This window comes from Streptomyces sp. GbtcB6 (assembly GCF_019091475.1).
Taxonomy (GTDB): Bacteria; Actinomycetota; Actinomycetes; order Streptomycetales; family Streptomycetaceae; genus Streptomyces; species Streptomyces hyaluromycini.
The window spans coordinates 93,529-110,132 of sequence record NZ_JAGXJL010000027.1 but is presented as its reverse complement, the minus strand read 5'-3'; the positions used below and the strand labels follow the sequence as shown (position 1 = coordinate 110,132).

15 protein-coding genes are annotated in these 16,604 nt (G+C 73.2%); 7 read left to right on the top strand and 8 right to left on the bottom strand.

Annotated elements, in window-relative coordinates; translation table 11 throughout:
• Nucleotides 1–61 precede the first annotated feature (61 nt).
• The gene (locus KVT45_RS35830) at nt 62–1,591 is read right to left on the bottom strand and encodes a hypothetical protein (protein WP_217553335.1); all 1,530 of its coding nucleotides are present in this window, start codon (nt 1,589–1,591) and stop codon (nt 62–64) included.
• Nucleotides 1,592–1,778: 187 nt separating this feature from the next.
• Nucleotides 1,779–2,477 (bottom strand): GntR family transcriptional regulator, encoded by a 699-nt coding sequence (locus KVT45_RS35825; RefSeq protein WP_217553334.1) that lies wholly within the window; start codon nt 2,475–2,477, stop codon nt 1,779–1,781.
• 172 nt (nt 2,478–2,649) lie between these two features.
• Between KVT45_RS35825 and KVT45_RS35820 the strand changes: the two genes are divergently transcribed.
• The 5 genes from KVT45_RS35820 (at nt 2,650) to KVT45_RS35800 (ending at nt 7,162) form a co-directional block, all read left to right on the top strand.
• On the top strand, nt 2,650–3,969 hold the full coding sequence (locus tag KVT45_RS35820; protein ID WP_217553333.1) for an MFS transporter: 1,320 nt from the start codon (nt 2,650–2,652) through the stop codon (nt 3,967–3,969).
• Nucleotides 3,966–4,814, top strand: coding sequence for a putative hydro-lyase (locus tag KVT45_RS35815; protein ID WP_217553332.1), 849 nt, complete (start codon nt 3,966–3,968; stop codon nt 4,812–4,814). Before KVT45_RS35820 ends, KVT45_RS35815 begins: the two co-directional genes overlap by 4 nt.
• Before the next feature lie 19 nt (nt 4,815–4,833).
• Entirely contained in the window at nt 4,834–5,592 is a 759-nt protein-coding gene (locus tag KVT45_RS35810) for a LamB/YcsF family protein (protein ID WP_217553331.1), read from the top strand.
• A gap of 86 nt (nt 5,593–5,678) precedes the next feature.
• Nucleotides 5,679–6,296, top strand: coding sequence for an allophanate hydrolase subunit 1 (locus tag KVT45_RS35805; RefSeq protein WP_217553360.1), 618 nt, complete (start codon nt 5,679–5,681; stop codon nt 6,294–6,296).
• Nucleotides 6,293–7,162 carry a biotin-dependent carboxyltransferase family protein gene (locus KVT45_RS35800; protein WP_217553330.1) on the top strand — a complete coding sequence of 290 codons (870 nt, stop codon included), beginning with the start codon at nt 6,293–6,295 and terminating at the stop codon, nt 7,160–7,162. The genes KVT45_RS35805 and KVT45_RS35800 overlap by 4 nt, the downstream gene beginning before the upstream one ends.
• Nucleotides 7,163–7,215: 53 nt before the next feature.
• Here the strand turns inward: KVT45_RS35800 and KVT45_RS35795 are convergent, their stop codons facing one another.
• The 5 genes from KVT45_RS35795 to KVT45_RS35775 all read right to left on the bottom strand — a co-directional run bounded on the left by KVT45_RS35795 (nt 7,216) and on the right by KVT45_RS35775 (nt 12,737).
• The gene (locus tag KVT45_RS35795) at nt 7,216–8,067 is read right to left on the bottom strand and encodes an SGNH/GDSL hydrolase family protein (protein WP_217553329.1); all 852 of its coding nucleotides are present in this window, start codon (nt 8,065–8,067) and stop codon (nt 7,216–7,218) included.
• Nucleotides 8,064–9,269, bottom strand: coding sequence for a glycosyltransferase (locus KVT45_RS35790; protein ID WP_217553328.1), 1,206 nt, complete (start codon nt 9,267–9,269; stop codon nt 8,064–8,066). The genes KVT45_RS35795 and KVT45_RS35790 overlap by 4 nt, the downstream gene beginning before the upstream one ends.
• Nucleotides 9,266–10,396 (bottom strand): glycosyltransferase family 1 protein, encoded by a 1,131-nt coding sequence (locus KVT45_RS35785; RefSeq protein WP_217553327.1) that lies wholly within the window; start codon nt 10,394–10,396, stop codon nt 9,266–9,268. Before KVT45_RS35785 ends, KVT45_RS35790 begins: the two co-directional genes overlap by 4 nt.
• 228 nt (nt 10,397–10,624) lie before the next feature.
• On the bottom strand, nt 10,625–12,043 hold the full coding sequence (locus KVT45_RS35780; RefSeq protein ID WP_217553326.1) for a HEAT repeat domain-containing protein: 1,419 nt from the start codon (nt 12,041–12,043) through the stop codon (nt 10,625–10,627).
• A 301-nt stretch (nt 12,044–12,344) separates the two neighbouring features.
• Nucleotides 12,345–12,737 carry an ankyrin repeat domain-containing protein gene (locus KVT45_RS35775; RefSeq protein WP_217553325.1) on the bottom strand — a complete coding sequence of 131 codons (393 nt, stop codon included), beginning with the start codon at nt 12,735–12,737 and terminating at the stop codon, nt 12,345–12,347.
• Nucleotides 12,738–13,077: 340 nt separating this feature from the next.
• Between KVT45_RS35775 and KVT45_RS35770 the strand changes: the two genes are divergently transcribed.
• Both KVT45_RS35770 and KVT45_RS35765 read left to right on the top strand, forming a co-directional pair.
• Nucleotides 13,078–13,272 carry a hypothetical protein gene (locus KVT45_RS35770; RefSeq protein ID WP_189268091.1) on the top strand — a complete coding sequence of 65 codons (195 nt, stop codon included), beginning with the start codon at nt 13,078–13,080 and terminating at the stop codon, nt 13,270–13,272.
• 37 nt (nt 13,273–13,309) lie between these two features.
• A complete protein-coding gene (locus KVT45_RS35765) occupies nt 13,310–14,866 on the top strand; it encodes a hypothetical protein (protein ID WP_217553324.1) in 1,557 nt (518 codons plus the stop codon).
• Nucleotides 14,867–15,034: 168 nt separating this feature from the next.
• Here the strand turns inward: KVT45_RS35765 and KVT45_RS35760 are convergent, their stop codons facing one another.
• Nucleotides 15,035–16,537, bottom strand: coding sequence for a PLP-dependent aminotransferase family protein (locus KVT45_RS35760; RefSeq protein ID WP_217553323.1), 1,503 nt, complete (start codon nt 16,535–16,537; stop codon nt 15,035–15,037).
• Nucleotides 16,538–16,604 lie beyond the last annotated feature (67 nt).

Genomic DNA, 16,604 nt, shown 5'->3' with positions numbered 1-16,604 from the left:
TTTGCGGCTGCCGCCGCGTGGGCGCGACCAGCCACGACGTACCCGCACCCGGCACACAACATCACGCGGCCTCGGTCCGATCCGCAGCCATCCCCACCGCATCCAGCAAAGCGGTCCCCACGATCAGATCGGCACCACCGAATCCGGGGTCGTCCAGCTCCGTGCCGTCGTCCACCGCGAACAGCAGCTTCTCCTCACCCTGCCGATAGGCGGTACCGACAGCCGGGCTGGCAGCGTGCACCGCCAGCAGAGCAACGAGGTAGGCCAGGTCCTCGCCCCCTGTGCGCCGCGCCTCCGCCAGCAGCCCCGACAACCGGCGCGGCGCGTCGGCCGGCAGGTCCAGCAACCGCATGGCGTCCGCCAGCTGCTCCTCGCTGAACCGGCTGTCGTCCGGCGTGGCGATGAGGTCCGGCTCCGGCATCTCCGCGCCCAGGTGCTCCCGCTCGACCGGCGGCGTCAGCAGTATGTCGACGAGGTCGCCCACCCGCACCGACACCGGCGTCCGCAGCCCGGTCCCGCGCGCGAAGAACGCCCCCGTGACCCGGCTCGCCTGCTCCAGCGGCAACGGCAGCAGCGGCGCGAGGAGGTGCCCGTACAGATCCGTACCCGACGTCGTCATGGGCGTCGCGAACGCCTGCCGGTCCTGCTCCGCGCGGAACAGCGGCCCGGCCTCCAGCAGTCGCGACTGCAACTGGGTGTGCCGTCGGATGCAGTCCTTGACGATGTCGACGAGCTCGGCGGCGCGCCGCTTGTTCTCGGGCTCCTCGGTCTCGTCGCGGGCCTTGCGGATGTTGGTGAGGATCGCGTTCTCGTGCCGGTACCTGTCGGCGACGTGGTCGAGTGCCTCGGCGATCATGTCGGGGACGGCGTTGAGCCAGTCCACCGCGCGGACATTGCGCCGGGTGGCCTCCAGGGCCCGGCGCAGGCTCTCCGAGTACTGCACGGTCCGGTAGCGGGCCTGCTCCGCGGCGAGCTGGGCGTCGGCGAGCCGCCCGCGGTTGATCAGCACCTCAAGCTTGACCTCGGCGGCGATCTGGGCGCTGGTGACGTCCGTGTCGAGGGCGCCGACGAGGACGTTGACCGCCTCGTCGGTGGTACGGAGGTACACCGTGCCGCCGGGGCCCGGCACCTCCTCGATGAGCTTGAAGTCGTAGTCCCGGCGGACGTACGACCCGTCCGACGCGAAGGTGCCGTACACCGCGCGGAAGCCGCGGTCGACGCTGCCGACGTTGATCAGGTTCTCCAGGACCCAGCGGGCCACGCGCTCGTGCTCGGCGACGGGGCGGTGCGGGGTCTGGGCGGAGATGCGCGGGATCAGCCGGGCGACGATCTGCTCGTGGTCGGCGCCGGTGTCGAAGTCCATGTTCAGGGTGACCAGGTCGATGGCGGAGAGGGCCACCTCGGCCATGCCGTACACCGAGTACTCGCCGGCCAGGTTCGCCTTGCGTGCGTCGAGGTCGTGCAGCGGCGCGGTGCACGCGAGCGCGCGCAGCCGCCGCGCCAGCCCCTCGTCGGCGGCCGGGCCCGGTGCGGGGCGCGGCCCCGCGCTGAGCTGGGGCGGCACGCTGTCCGTCGATGCAGGCGAAGTCACGGTGCACAGACTAGGTCCTGGGTCTGACATCGGCCCAAACGACGCGGGTGGCTCCGCCGGTGGGGCCGGGTACTGCAGGCCGGTTGTCAGAGTGCGGGCCGGTGGGGGCTGGTCGCGCCCACGCGGCGGTAGCCGCAAATTCAACACAGCCCCGCGCCCCTTGCGGGGCGCTTCAGTGCGGGGCGGTTCACTGCGGGGCGCTGTCGACTCGGCGGCGGTAGACCTCCACCACTCGCTCCAGCGAGTCCGTGAGGTATGTCTCCAGCAGGCGCTCGGCGCCGCACCTGTCGCCGTGCTCCAGCGACTGCAGGATCTCCCGGTTGCGGGCCAGGTACGGCTCGTGCAGGGCGTGGGGGTCGTCGACCACGTGGAACGCGAGGCGGAGTTCCGCGAAGACGCTGCGCATCAGTTCGTCGGTGCGCTCGCTGCCGGCCAGGGCGACCAGCTCCCGGTGGAAGTGGATATTGGCCGTACCCACTGCTTTCCAGTCATCCGCGGTGGCCGCCGACTGCCCCTCCGCGACCGCCGCCGACAGGCCCTCCAGGGCGTACGGCGGCTCGCCGAGACCGCGCACGACGGCGCACTCGACGAGGGCGCGGGTGCGGTAGATGTCCTCGACGTCCTCGACGGTCAGGACCCGGACGAAGACGCCCCGGTTGAGTTCGTGGACCAGCAGGCGTTCGTGGGTGAGCAGCCGGAACGCCTCGCGCAGGGTGTTGCGGGAGACGCCGAGCGCGCCGCCGATGCCGTCCTCGGACAGGCGGGTGCCTGGCGGGAAGTAACCGTCCGCGATACGGCTCCTGAGGATGTCGGAGACCCGTTCGGCGGTGCTGGTCCGCCCGAGGAGGGCGCGGTCGTCGGCCAGTCCCGTCAGCTGCTCTGCCATGCCCGGAATTCAACCGCAGACACAGGAACGAAACAACGTGGGTATTGAAGGATCGTTGAACGATCCTCTACGGTGCTCATCACGCTCACCCAGGCAGGACCCTCGGCAAGACCTCGGCACGGCCCCGCACCGCTCAGTCCCGCACCCTCCGTCCCTCTTCTGCGAGGTGCCCATGAGCACGACTCCTCCACCGCAGGCCCTGACCTCCGACGCGCACCCGGGCAGGGGTGAACGCACCGCCGAGGACGGCGCGTTCGGCTGGCTGCGCGCCCTCGGTCCGCGCGGTCGGCGCGCGTTCGCCGGTGCTTTCGGCGGATATGCCCTGGATTCCTACGACTACTTCACCCTGCCGCTGAGCATGGTCGCGCTCGCGGCGTACTTCGGTCTGGACAGCGCCCAGACCGGCCTGTTCACCACCGTCACCCTGGTGGTCTCCGCGGTGGGCGGCGCCGCGGCGGGCGTGTTCGCGGACCGGGTCGGCCGGGTCCGCGCCCTGATGATCACGGTGGTCACCTACGCGGTCTTCACGGTGGCCTGCGGCTTCGCGCCCAACTACGAGACCCTGCTGGTGTTCCGCGCCCTCCAGGGCCTCGGCTTCGGCGGCGAGTGGGCGGTCGGCGCGATCCTGGTCGCCGAGTACGCGAGCGCCCGGCACCGCGGCCGCACGCTGGGCGCGATCCAGAGTTCCTGGGCCGTGGGCTGGGCCCTCGCCGCGATCGTGTACACGCTGGTCTTCTCGTTCGTCGGCGACGACATGGCCTGGCGGGTGATGTTCTGGACCGGCGCGCTGCCCGCGCTCCTCGTGGTGTGGGTGCGGCGCCGGGTGCACGACGCCCCGCAGGCGGTCGCGGCACGCGAACAGAGTCCGCAGCGCGGCTCGTTCGCCGCGATCTTCCGGCCGGGCACGGCCGACGCGCCCGGTCTGCTGCGCACCACGGTCTTCGCGGGCCTGCTGTCCACGGGTGTCCAGGGCGGCTACTACACGCTGGCCACCTGGATCCCCACGTATCTCAAGACCGAGCGCGGTCTGTCGGTCGTCGGCACCGGCGGCTATCTGACCTTCCTGATCTCCGGAGCGTTCCTCGGCTACCTCACCGGCGGCTACCTCACCGACCGGCTGGGCCGACGCCGCAACATCTGGCTGTTCGCCGTGCTGTCGGCGGCCTGCGTGCTGGCGTACGCGAACATCCCGGGCGGCGCCAACACGCTGCTCCTGGTGCTCGGTTTCCCGCTCGGCTTCTGCATGTCGGCGATCTTCAGCGGCTTCGGTTCGTACCTGAGCGAGCTGTACCCGACGGCGGTGCGCGGCACCGGGCAGGGCTTCACGTACAACACGGGCCGCGCGGTGGGCGCGGTCTTCCCGACCCTGGTGGGCTTCCTGGCCGACAGCTGGGGCGTGGGCGGCGCGCTGGTCTTCGGCGCGGCCGGCTACGCACTCGCGGCCCTGGCCCTGTTCGGACTGCCGGAGACGCGCGGAAAGGAACTGGCGTGAACCGTACGGAAGATCACGTTCTCACCCTGGCCACGGAAGACCGCCCCGTCACGCTCGTCGACGAGCACGCGCACGCGTGGAGCCCGAGAAGTGCCCGGGCCCGCTTCCGGGAAGGCCTCACGGGCCCCACGGCCGGGGTCGCGGCCGGTCATACGCAGGCCAACCTGATCTCGGTGCCCGCCGACTGGGCGTACGACATGCTGCTGTTCTGCCAGCGCAATCCGAAGCCCTGTCCGGTGCTCGACGTCACCGACGCCGGTGCGACCGGCACCGAACTCGCCGAGGGCGCGGACCTGCGTACCGACCTGCCGCGCTACCGGGTGTGGCGGGACGGGGAGCTGGTGGACGAGCCGACGGACGTGCGCGCGTACTGGCGGGACGATCTGGTGTCGTTCCTGCTCGGGTGCAGCTTCACGTTCGAGTGGGCGCTGGCCGGGGCAGGGGTGCCGATACGCCATGTCGAGCAGGGCCGGAACGTGCCCATGTACGTGACCAGCCGGCCGTGCCGTCCGGCGGGACGGCTGCGGGGGCCGATGGTGGTGTCCATGCGCCCGGTGCCGCCGCAGCATCTGTCGACCGCGATCCGGGAGAGCAGTCTGCTCCCGGCGGTGCACGGAGGCCCCGTACACTGCGGCGATCCCTCGGCGCTCGGCATCGACGACCTCGGCCGGCCCGACTTCGGCGACCCGGTGGACGCCGACCCGGACGACATCCCGGTGTTCTGGGCGTGCGGGGTGACCCCGCAGGCGGCGGTGATGGCCTCCCGGCCGCCGTTCGCCATCACGCACGCGCCGGGCCAGATGTTCATCACCGACGCCCGCGACGAGCAGTACCGCGTGGCCTGACAGGAGAGACAGCGCATCCATGACCTCGATCGACCTGAACGCCGATCTCGGCGAGGGCTTCGGCCGCTGGCGGCTCACCGACGACGAGCAGCTGCTGTCCGTCGTGACCAGCGCCAATGTGGCCTGCGGCTTCCATGCGGGGGACGCGGCCACCATGCGGCGGGTGTGCGAGCTGGCGGCCGGGCGCGGGGTGACGATCGGCGCCCAGGTGTCCTACCGGGACCTGGCGGGGTTCGGGCGGCGCGCGATGGACGTGCCGCCCGCCGAGCTGGCGGCCGAGGTGGCCTACCAGATCGGCGCCCTCGAGGTCTTCGCCCGTGCGGCCGGGGCGCGCGTGGCGTACGTGAAGCCGCACGGCGCGCTCTACAACCGGGTCGTGCACGACGAGGAGCAGGCCGCCGCGGTGGTCGACGGCGTGCTCCTCGCGGACGCCTCGCTGCCCGTTCTGGGGCTGCCCGGTTCCCGGGTGCTGGCGCTGGCGGAGCAGGCGGGGCTGCCGGCCGTGACGGAGGCGTTCGCGGACCGGGCGTACACCGACCAGGGGACGCTGGTCCCACGCGGGCACGAGGGCGCGGTGGTGAGCGACCCGGAGACGGTCGTGGAGCGCTCGGTGGAACTGGCGCGCTCCGGCGCGGTCATCTCGCACTCCGGCGCACGCATCTCCGTGCGCGCCCGCTCACTCTGTCTGCACGGCGACACCCCGGGCGCCGTGGAGTTGGCACGCAGGGTGCGCGCGCGGCTCGCGGCGGCGGGCGTGACCGTGGCGGCCTTCGCATGACGACAAGCATGACGACGAGCGTGAGGACGGGCATGAGGACGTGTGTGGACACGAGCGTGAGCACGAGCCCGCCGTCAGCCACGCCCATGACGATCCATCCGGTCGGCGACGACGCCCTCCTGGTCGAGGTCGGCTCCGGCGCGGAGGCCCAGGCTCTGCACGCAGAGTTGCTGCGCCGCCGCGCGGAGGGCTCGCTGTCGGTCCGCGAGATCGTGCCCGCCGCCCGCACCGTCCTGCTCGACGGTCTCGACGACCCGGCCCGGCGGGCCACCGAACTGGCCGCCACCGTGGTCCCGCCCACTCCCCCACGCGTGCGTGCGGCGATCGAGCTGCCCGTGCGCTACGACGGCCCGGATCTCGCCGAGGTCGCCGCCCACTGGCGGGTGCCCGAGCGGGAGGCGGCCCGCATCCACGCGGAGACCGAGTTCACGGTCGCCTTCTGCGGCTTCGCGCCCGGCTTCGGCTACCTCACCGGGCTACCGGACCGCTACGACGTGCCGCGCCGGGCCACCCCGCGTACCGCGGTGCCCGCGGGCGCGGTGGCGCTGGCCGGGCCGTACACCGGTGTGTACCCGCGGTCGTCGCCGGGCGGCTGGCAGCTGATCGGGACGACGGACGCGGTGCTGTGGGACCACACGCGCGTGCCGGCCGCGCTGCTGGCGCCGGGGACACGCGTGCGGTTCGTGCCGGTGGGGGACGCATGACCGACCGCGCGCTCGTCGTCGTACGGGCCGGTGCGCTGACCACCGTGCAGGACCGGGGGCGGCCCGGGTACGCGCATCTGGGGGTGCCCCGCTCCGGGGCGCTGGACGTGCCCGCCGCTGCGCTCGTGAACCGGCTGGTCGGCAACGCACCGGACGCGGCCGTTCTGGAGACGACGCTCAACGGATGCGCCGTGCGGCCGCGTTCGACCGTCGTGGTGGCGGTCGGCGGTGCGCCGTGCCCCGTCACGGTGGGCGGGCGTCCGGCGGCCTGGGGCGCGCCCGTCGTGGTTCCGGCCGGGGAACTGCTGGAGGTGGGAGCGGCCCGATCCGGCGTACGGGGTTATGTGGCCGTCTCCGGCGGTATCGCCGTGGAGCCGGTGCTGGGCAGCCGGGCCACGGATCTGCTCTCCGGGCTCGGTCCCGCTCCGCTGGCGGACGGCGATGTGCTGCCGCTGGGCACCCCTGTGGGCCCGCACGCGCGCGTGGACGTCGTTCCGCAGCCGTCCCCGCCGGCGGAACTCGTGCTGCGGGTGACGCTCGGCCCGCGGGCCGGCTGGTTCACGCCCGCAGCCGTGCGGGCGTTCACCTCGCGCGCGTACCGCGTGTCGTCGGCGAGCAACCGCATCGGGCTGCGCACGGAAGGGCCCGCCCTGGAGCGGGCCCGTCCCGGTGAACTCCCCAGCGAGGGCATGGTCCTCGGTGCCGTGCAGGTTCCACCGGACGGCCGTCCGGTGGTGTTCCTGGCCGACCATCCGACCACCGGCGGCTATCCGGTGATCGCGGTGGTCCGCGCCACCGACCTCCCGGCGGCGGCCCAGGCGGTCCCTGGTGTCCCGGTCCGCTTCGTGGCCGTACGCCGTCGCTGAACCGCCGTCGCTGAACCGCCGTACGCCTCAGCTGCACCACCACAGCGGCCTCGTCACGCGGCGTCGGCGGGCCGCTCCGGCGGCTGGAGGGCGGCCAGCGCGGCGGAGACGGCGGCGGACGCACTCAGGTCCAGGCGGGCGCTGGTGCCCCTGCGGCGGTGCCGCATCTCGTCGACGGCCAGCCGCAGCAGCTGGGGCAGCAGGTCCCGGCAGCGCCTGATCACCCAGGCGGTGCCGGCCGTGGCCAGCCAGAGGAGGCTCGCCTTCTTCGTCGGCGGCGGGAACTCCGGCTCGGGGGACGGCGCCGTCCCCGTCGCCATACCCAGCGGGGCGAGCAGGGCGTGGAAGCGGACGGCGAGCTGCCGGTGCCCGCGCTCGCCCGGGTGCAGCCGGTCCGCGCTCCACATCTCGCGGTCGGTGAGCCAGGCGCCCTCCGCCGCGTGCAGATGGACGGCCCCGTACCGCTCGGACAGGGCGTGCACCACCATGTTGACCGCACGCCCCCGGCGGGCCAGCGGGCGGGACAGGGCGCCCGGCAGTCCCCACATCGAACCGGGGTCGGGCAGGCACGCCGTGAGCAGCGTCGCGCCCTGCGCGGTCAGCTCCGCGTAGACCTTGTCGAGCCGTTCGGCCACCGCGTGGATGTCGAAAGTGCAGCGCAGGGTGTCGTTGACGCCTATGACGACGGCGACGATGTCGGGGCGCAGTTCCAGTGCGGCCGGGGTCTGGCGTTCCAGCACGTCCCGGGTCTGTGCCCCGCTGACCGCGAGGTTGGTGAACTCCACCTCCTTCGCGGCGAGCCCGCCGGCCAGGAGCGCGGCCCAGCCGCGCCACCCGTCGCCGGCGGGGTCGCCCACGCCCTCGGTCAGCGAGTCCCCGAGCGCCACGAAACGAACCGTTCTCATGCCACGCCCTCCGGCACGACACGACGGACCGGTGCCGTCGTTCCGTTCTCGTCGCGACGGGACAGCACCGGCGCGTCGTGCGCGGCGAGGAACGCCTCCACGGCCGTTCCCCAGCCGAAGCACTCCGCACGCGCGCGTGCCGTTTCCCGGCGCTCGGCGCCGGGCCGCTCCAGGAGCATCTCCACGGCGTCGGCGAACGCCTCCCCCCGGTCGGCCGCGGTGGCCCCCGCGGACCCGATCACCTCGGGCAGCGCGGAGGAGGCACTGGCGACCACGGGCGTCCCGCAGGCCATGGCCTCCAGGGCGGCGAGCCCGAAGGTCTCCGCGGGCCCGGGCGCCAGGGCGACGTCGGCGGACGCCTGCAGCGCGCCCAGGGTGTCCCGGTCGGAGACGTGCCCCAGGAAGGTCACCGGCAGCCGGCGCTCGCGCGCCCGCTGTTCCAGACGCGCCCGCAGCGGCCCGTCGCCTGCCACCACCAGGATCACCCGGCGCCCGCGCCGTACCAGCGCCTCGACGGCGTCGATGGCGGTGCCGGGCCGCTTCTCCACGGAGAGCCGCGAGCACATGACGAGCAGTGCCTCGTCCTCGCGCGCGTACCGGGCCCGCAGGTCGGAGTCGCGCAGCGAGGGGTGGCGGCCCGTCAGGTCTACGCCCAGGGGGGCGCGTACGACGTTGCGCGCGCCGATGCGGATGAACTCGCGCTCGGCGAACTCGGTGGTGCACACCACGCGCGCGTACGTGTGCGCCGTACGGATGTTGAGCGCGTCGGCGGTGCGCCGGGACATGTTCTCGGACATGCCCCAGGTGCGCAGGACTCCGTCGGCGGTCTCGTGGGAGACCATCACCGCGGGTATCCGGGCGCGCCGGGCCCAGCGGCCGGTCCAGCGCAGGGTGGTGCGGTCGGACACCTCCAGGCGGTCCGGGGCGAGGTGCTCCAGGATGTTCTGCACCCGCTTCTTGTCGACGAGGACGCGGTAGCCGCCGGTGCCGGGCAGCAGCGGGCCGGGCAGTGTGATGACCCGGCCCTGCTCCTCGACCCGGTCCGAGTAGCGCTCGCCCGGCACGATCAGGACCGATTCGTGCCCGGCCGCCACGAAGCCCTTGCCGAGCTCGCGCAGGGCGGTGCGCAGACCGCCCGAGGCGGGGGCGACGAAGTTGGCGAGCCGGACGATGCGCAGGGGGCCCGACGAGGTGCCGCTCATGCCGCCACCACCGGCCGGCGCGCCGCGAGCACGTCCTCGTAGTGGCCGATCAGCTGGTCGCCGACCGCCGCCCAGGTGCGGCCCTCGACCGTGATCCGCGCGGCGAGGCCGAACGAGGCCCGCATCCCGGCGTCGGCGACGAGCGAGGCCACGGCCTCCCGTACGGCACCGGCGTCGCGCGGCGGGACCAGGAACCCGGTTCGGCCGTGGTCGACCAGGTCGATCGGGCCGCCGGCGGCGGGCGCGACGACCGGGACTCCGCTGGCCATGGCCTCCTGGACGGTCTGGCAGAACGTCTCGAAGGGGCCGGTGTGCGCGAAGACGTCGAACGAGGCGAAGATCCGGGCGAGGTCGTCGCCGGTGCGGCGGCCGAGGAAGACCGCGCCCGGCAGCACCTCGGTGAGGTGGGCCTGAGCGGGCCCGTCGCCCACGATCACGACCTTCACGCCCTCCAGGCCGCAGACCCCGGCGAGGAGTTCGACCTGCTTCTCCGGCGCCAGACGGCCGACGTAACCGACGATGACCTCGCCGTTCGGGGCGATCTCGCGGCGCAGCGCCTCGTCGCGGAACTCGGGACGGAAGCGGACCGTGTCCACGCCGCGCTGCCACAGCTGGATCCGGGGCACCCCGTGCGCCTCCAGGTCGCTGATAGAGGCGGTGGACGGGGCGAGGGTGCGGTCGGCGGCGCCGTGGACGGACCGGATCCGCCGCCAGGCGGCCGCCTCGCCGGCGCCCACGTAGGTGCGGGCGTATCCGGCCAGGTCGGTCTGGTAGACCGCGACGGCCGGGATGCCGAGGCGGGCGGCGGCGGCCATGCCGCGGACGCCGAGGATGAAGGGGCTGGCCAGGTGCACCACGTCGGGGCGGTGTTCGATCAACGCGGCGGCGAGCTTGCGGCTGGGGAGAGCCACGCGGACCTGGGGATAGCCCGGGAGCGGAAGGGAGGGGACATGGACGACAGGGCAGGGCGCGGCGGCCGCGGCGAGCCTGTTTCCGGGGGCGGGAGCCGGTGCGACGACGAGGGGAGCGTGACCGCGATCGACGAGGTGTCGGGCGGTCTGGAGCGCGCAGTGGGCCACGCCGTTCACATCGGGGGGAAAGGATTCGGTCACGATGACGACACGCATACCGGTGTTGTCGCCGCGCTGGACGTGGCCGCGTCAAAGTGGATCTTTCCGATGGTTAAACGTCCCATGAGCGTTGGCCTGCACACCCGAGCAGGCCAGCCGGCGTCCACACCCGGCCGACTCGCCGGTCACCGGTTGTTCACCCGGCGGGCGGTCTTCCGCGGATGGAACGTGTGCGGGATCCCCCGTGGTTCCCGTGGTGAAGCAGGTGCGCGGTGCAGTGATATGTCACATGGCGGCCGGGTCCGGTCCGATGCGGCTGCGTACGGCCGTCTGGACCTCCGCCTCCTCGGCGGGATCGGCGGCGAGCCGGCGGAGCTGTTCGACGACCCGGGCGTCACCGGTCTCGGCGTGCCGGGCGGCGATTTCGCGGGTGGTCTCCTCGCAGTCCCACAGGCATTCGACGGCGAAGCCGGTGGCGAAGGAGGGATCGGTGGCGGCCAGGGCGCGGGCGGCGCGGCCACGGAGGTGGGACGAGGCGGTCTCGCGGTAGACATGGCGCAGGACGGGCGCGGCGCAGACGATGCCGAGGCGTCCGGTGCCGTCGACGAGGGTCCACAGCGTCGGCGCGTCCGGGCCTTCGCCGCGTACGGCTTCCCGCAACGCGGCGAGGACCAGTTCGCTGTCCTTGGTGCCGCCCCGGCAGGCCAGCATCCGGCCGGCCGCGGCCCCGAGGGCGTCGGGCCGGCGGGCCCAGCCCCGGGCGCGCTCGACGGCGGCGATACTGCGCATGCGTTCGAAGGCGTCGACGGCGGCCTCCACGACGGTCACCGTGCCGTCGGCCACCGCGGCCTCGATCAGGTTCAGCGCGTCGGGGTCGTTGCTGTCGGCGAGGTAGCGCAGGGCGGTGCAGCGGGCTCCGTCGATGCCGTCCTTGGCGGCCTGGAGGATCTCCGGCCGGTCCTCGGGCCCGGCGACGGCGACCAGGCAGCGGGCGGCCGGCACATGGAGGGCGGCGCCGCGCTCGACGCCCTGCTGGGCCCATTCGAAGACGGCCCGCACGCTCCACCCCGGACGGGGCCCGGTAGGTCGCATCTGGCGCTGCCAGCGGTCGAAACAGCCGGTTTCCTGCGCGGCACGCACGCGCGTGCCGATCGATTCGCGGGGATCCTCGGCCCAAAGCCGCCAGGGCCGTGGCTCGAAGGCGTCCCGTACGGCGACGGCCAGCTCGGCCTCGCCCTCGGCGTCCGCGGTGAAGCGCGCGAGCACCGGGGCGGCGAGGGCGCGCAGGCCCGCGTCGTCGTCGCGCAGCGCCAGCTCGTCCAGGGCCCAGGCCCAGTTCGAGCCGGTCGCGGCGTACCTGCGCAGCAGTTCGAGCGCGTCCCTCCTGCCGTAGGAGGCGAGGTGCCCGAGCACGGCCAGCGCGAGGCCGGTGCGGGACTCCTCGGTGTCGAGGACGTCCTCGGGGTCGAAGAGGTGCGCTTCGATGGCGTCCAGCTCGCCGTGCAGGTCGACGTAGAGCCGGGCGTAGTACAGAGAGCGGTTCTCCACCTGCCAGTCGTGGCGGGGGTCGTGGAGCACACAGTGGTTCAGCGCCGCGAGCGCCTCGGCGCGCGGGGCGGTGAGCGCGTGCAGCGTGCCGTCGCCGCGGCCCCGCTGAAGCAGGCCGAGCAGCGTACCGCTGGGCGCTATGACCGGATCGAACATGGGAAACAGCCTCACATCAAGCGTCGACGCAACCGGAGAACACGCACTACCTGGCCGCGTGACACAACGTCGGAGCGCCCGCCGTCTCTTGCTTGCTGTAGACCATTTCTCTCTGCCTCTCGTCAGTGGCCCATGCGGGCCGCATCACGGCCCGCGCGGTGCGGCAACACCTGCCCAGCCATCGCGTCCGTGAATCACGACGTCATGATGACTCGGCACTTCGACCTGCCGCGACCGAAATTTCGGCGGCCCTGTACCGCCTCCCCCGTTTTGTGTGTTTTAGCTGGTCAGAACAGATGGGTCAGGAGGTACCGAACAGTTCCAGAACCTCCGCCTTGCCGAACATCCGTGCAGTGTCGACGGCCGACGGAGTGCCCGCCGCCGGGTCCGCGCCGGCTTCCACCAGCGCCTTGACCACTTCCGTCTCGCCCTTGAAGACCGCTCCGGCGAGGGGGGTCTGACCTCGGTCGTTGACCCGGTCCGCCTCGGCACCCCGGGCGAGCAGCTCGCGCACCGCGTCGGCGTGCCCGTGATAGGCGGCGAGCATCACGAGGGAGTCCCCGCGGTCGTTGGTGAGGTTGGCCGGAACGCCCGCGTCGAGGTACGTCACGAGCGCCTCGGTCCGCCCCTGCCGGGCCAGATCGAAGATCTTGGTCGCCAGCTCCACGACCTCGGGGTCGGGGGCTTCGCTCATCGGCCGGACCGCCTCTCCTGTGCGCTGCGGGGACTTTCGTGGACTGAGGGAGCGTACGGCAACGGGCGGGCCGTGGGGCCGTACGAGTGAATCGCCAGCGTACTGGCCCAGGGTGAACATGACCGGATCTGCCCGAGGTAAAGATCACCCCAGTCCCGCCGAACGATCACATTCCCGCACCGGAAGGCGGCCGGCCCGGTCACTGCAGGTCAGAAATAATCCACCAATTGGGTGAAATTCACAGAATTTCACCCAATTGCACCTTTAATCGTATGGATACCTGCTGTGATCCTGGAAGAACTCATGGTGACTGTCCCCCCTCGACACCAGGAGATCTCAAATGATCCTCTCCATCTCAGGCGTCATCGTGCTCGGCATCGTCGTCTTCCTCTTCTTCCGCAAGGACGGACTGAAGCCGTCGCACGCCACGGTCTCGGCACTCTTCGGCTTCTATCTCGCCAGCACGGCCATCGCACCGAGCATCAAGGCAGGCGGCGAGAGCCTGGCGAGCCTGCTCGGCGGCATCAAGTTCTGACGCTCCTCCCGCCCGTACGCACCATCAGGAGACAGCAGTGGCCCGGCGCCCCCTCCCCCGCATTCTGAGCAACGGCACCGCGCAGCTCGCCCGAAGCCGGGAGCTGGCCCGGACGGCTGCCGACAACGCCACCGACGTCCTCCACCCGCTCATCACCGTGACCCGCGGGCTGAGTCGGCTGGCCTCGGCCGGGCGGCGCAGGTGGGCGGAGACACCGAAGGACAAGCGTGGGCCACTGCTGTTCCTGGTGGCCTCGGTCGTCCTGGTCGTGGCGCTGGTGCCGTACGGACCCCTGCTCGCCGTCATCACCCTGATGGCGGCGAGCGCCTGGCACGGCCGTGACCACGCCCCGCCCCCGCCGGAGGGCCCCGACGAGTCGCAGACCCAGCGGCTCCAGTCCCTGTACGAGGCCCTGGTGCCGTACTTCTCGGCCGCCGAGGACCCGGCGCCGCTGTACGCACACGGCGGGGAGTGGGAGAAGGCCTTCCTCGCCCACGAGTTCGACGACGCGGGCCGCCTCGGCCAGCTTCTGATCCGCTACCCCGCGTACTTCCCGGACGGCGAGCCCGAGGCCCGCACCCGGATCGAGCACCTGCTCACCGCGAAGTCCGGGCGGGGCCGCGAGTACCACTTCGCGTGGGACGAGGAGGGCAACCGGCTCACGGTCACCGTCCTCGCCCCGCTGCCCACCGACATCGCCGCCCAGCGGTTCGTCACCGCGCCGGGCGAGACGGTCCTCGGGTTCACCGACCCCAGCGAGGTCCAGCGCACGCTCCCGCTCGCGTACGGCGACGAGCAGCGTGACGTACCGCCGGTGGTCTGGCGCACCGGCGCCCGCTCCACCGAGCCGCACCTGCTGGTCATGGGCCGCCCCGGCAGCGGCACCTCGACCCTGCTGCGCTCCATCGCCCTGCAGACCCTCCAGTACGGCGACGTCCTCATCGTCGAGGGCGGCGGCACCGGCGAGTACCTGTGCCTCAACGGCCGGGACGGGGTCCTCGCCGTGGAGTGCGGGCTCGCCGGGGCGCTGGCCAGCCTGGAGTGGGCCGCGAACGAGACGGAACGGCGGCTCATCGCGCTCAACCGCGCGCGCCAGGCGGGCCATCCGCCGCCGGACGACTGCCGGCGGCCCCTGTGGATCCTCCTCGACCGCCCGAGCGCCTTCGTCCATCTGGCCTCGGCGGACGGGCACAAGGACCCGCAGGCCCTCCTCCAGGTCCCTCTCCGGCACGGCCGCGCGGCGAACGTCACCGTGGTGGTCGCCGAACAGCTCGACAGCGCGGACGTGTTGAGCGAGGCGGTACAACGGCACACGCGCGCGCGTGTCGTACTGGGACCGGCGCTGCCGGACGAGCTGGCGGCGGCACTGGGGGCGCCGCCGCACACGACGCCGTTGGCTCAGGTGCCGCCGGGGCGGGGGTATGCGCGGCTGGGGCACGGGCCGGTGCTGCGGCTTCAGGTGCCGGCGACGCCGGATCCGTACGACGACGCGACGAGCGAGGTGGACCGGGAGGCGGTGCTGGCTTTGTTGCCGCCGAGGAGTGAGGTGGTGGAGCAGGCGGCGCCTTTGGAGGCTGTGGTCGCCGAGGGCTGAGGTGGGGGCGGGTGTCGCTCGCCCGCGCTTGCGGGGTGCCGCTGCGCCCACCCGTGCCGCCCTGCGGCACGCCTGCCCGCAGCTGAGTAGCTGCGAAGCGCCCCGTAAGGGGCGCGGGGAACTGCGCGACCAGCCCCCACCCGCCCGCAGCCGAAGCACTACCGGCCGCTACGCGACAAAAGTTCGCGGCGCCTCCGCACTCCCCCCACTCAGCCCCGCCTCCACCAACCGCGCCGCCGCAGCCAGCCGCGCCGCCGCCTCCTCCGCCACCGCCCCTCCGACGGTGAACGGAAGGCGTACATAGCCCTCGAAGGCCCCGTCGACCCCGAACCGCGGACCGGACGGGACGCGTACCCCCACCCGCTCCCCCGCCTCCGCCAGCCGCGAGCCGGACAGGCCGCCCGCCCGGACCCAGAGCGTCAGCCCGCCCTTCGGCACCTCGAACTCCCACTCCGGCAGCTCCCGCCGTACCGCCGTCACCAGCGCCTCGCGGTTCTCGCGGGCCTGGGCCCGGCGCAGCTCGACGGCCTGGGCCCAGCCCCCCGTGCTGAACAGCCAGTTCACCGCCAGCTGCTCCAGCACCGGCGTGCCCAGGTCGGCGTAGGCCCGCGCGGCGACCAGGCTGCGGATCACGTCCGGAGCCGCCCGGACCCAGCCGATGCGCATCCCCGCCCAGAACGCCTTGCTGGCCGAGCCGACCGTGATGACGGTCGAACCCGCCGGATCGAAGCCGCAGACGGGGCGGGGCATCTCCACGTCGTCGTCCAGCCACAGCTCGCTCATCGTCTCGTCGGCGACCAGCACCGTGCCCGCCGAGCGGGCCGCGTCCACCAGCCGGCGCCGCTGGTCGTCGTCGGCGAGCGCCCCGGTGGGGTTGTGGAAGTCGGCGACCACGTACGCGATCCGGGGCGCCGCCTCCCGCAGTACCTGGCGCCAGCGGTCCACGTCCCAGCCGCTCAGCCCGTCGGCCATCGCCACCGGCACCAGACGGGCGCCGGCCTCCCGCATCAGCTGGAGGATGTTGGCGTACGACGGCGACTCGACGGCGATGCGCTCGCCCCGGCCGCCGAAGAGGTGGCAGATCGCGTCCATCGCGCCCATCGCACCGGTCGTGACCATGATCTGCTCGGGCATGGTGGGGATCCCGCGCGCCGTGTAGCGCTCGGCGATCATCGAACGGAGGACGGGGAGTCCGGCCGGGTAGTCGCCATGGGTGTGGGCGTACGGCGGGAGTTCCTCCAGGGCACCCTGGACCGCGCGGGTCAGCCACGGCTCGGGGGCCGGCAGAGCGGCGCAGCCCAGGTCGATCACCGAGCCGAGCGCCTCGGGGGGCAGGGGTTCCAGGCCACGGGCCGGCAGCGGGTTGCCCGCCGGGACCGCGGTCCAGCTTCCCGCCCCCCGGCGGGACTCCAGGAAGCCCTCCGCGCGCAGCGCCTCGTAGGCCGCCGCCACCGTCGTACGGCTGACGGACAGGGCGAGGGCCAGTTCGCGTTCGGCGGGCAGCCGGGCGGCGACCGGGACCCGGCCCTCCAGGACCAGCAGCCGGATGCCGTCGGCGAGGGCGCGGTAGGCGGGCGGACGCCGGGTGCCGGGGCCGACCGGGCGGTCCTGCTGCGAGTTGAGCAGCCGGGCGAGCTGTGCGGCCCCCACCGCCGAGGTCCACTGCGCCATGCGAATCAGTCCACCTTCCCCGAATTGGCCATGGATGGCTTTCCCTCCCGAGCCACAGAGTGACATG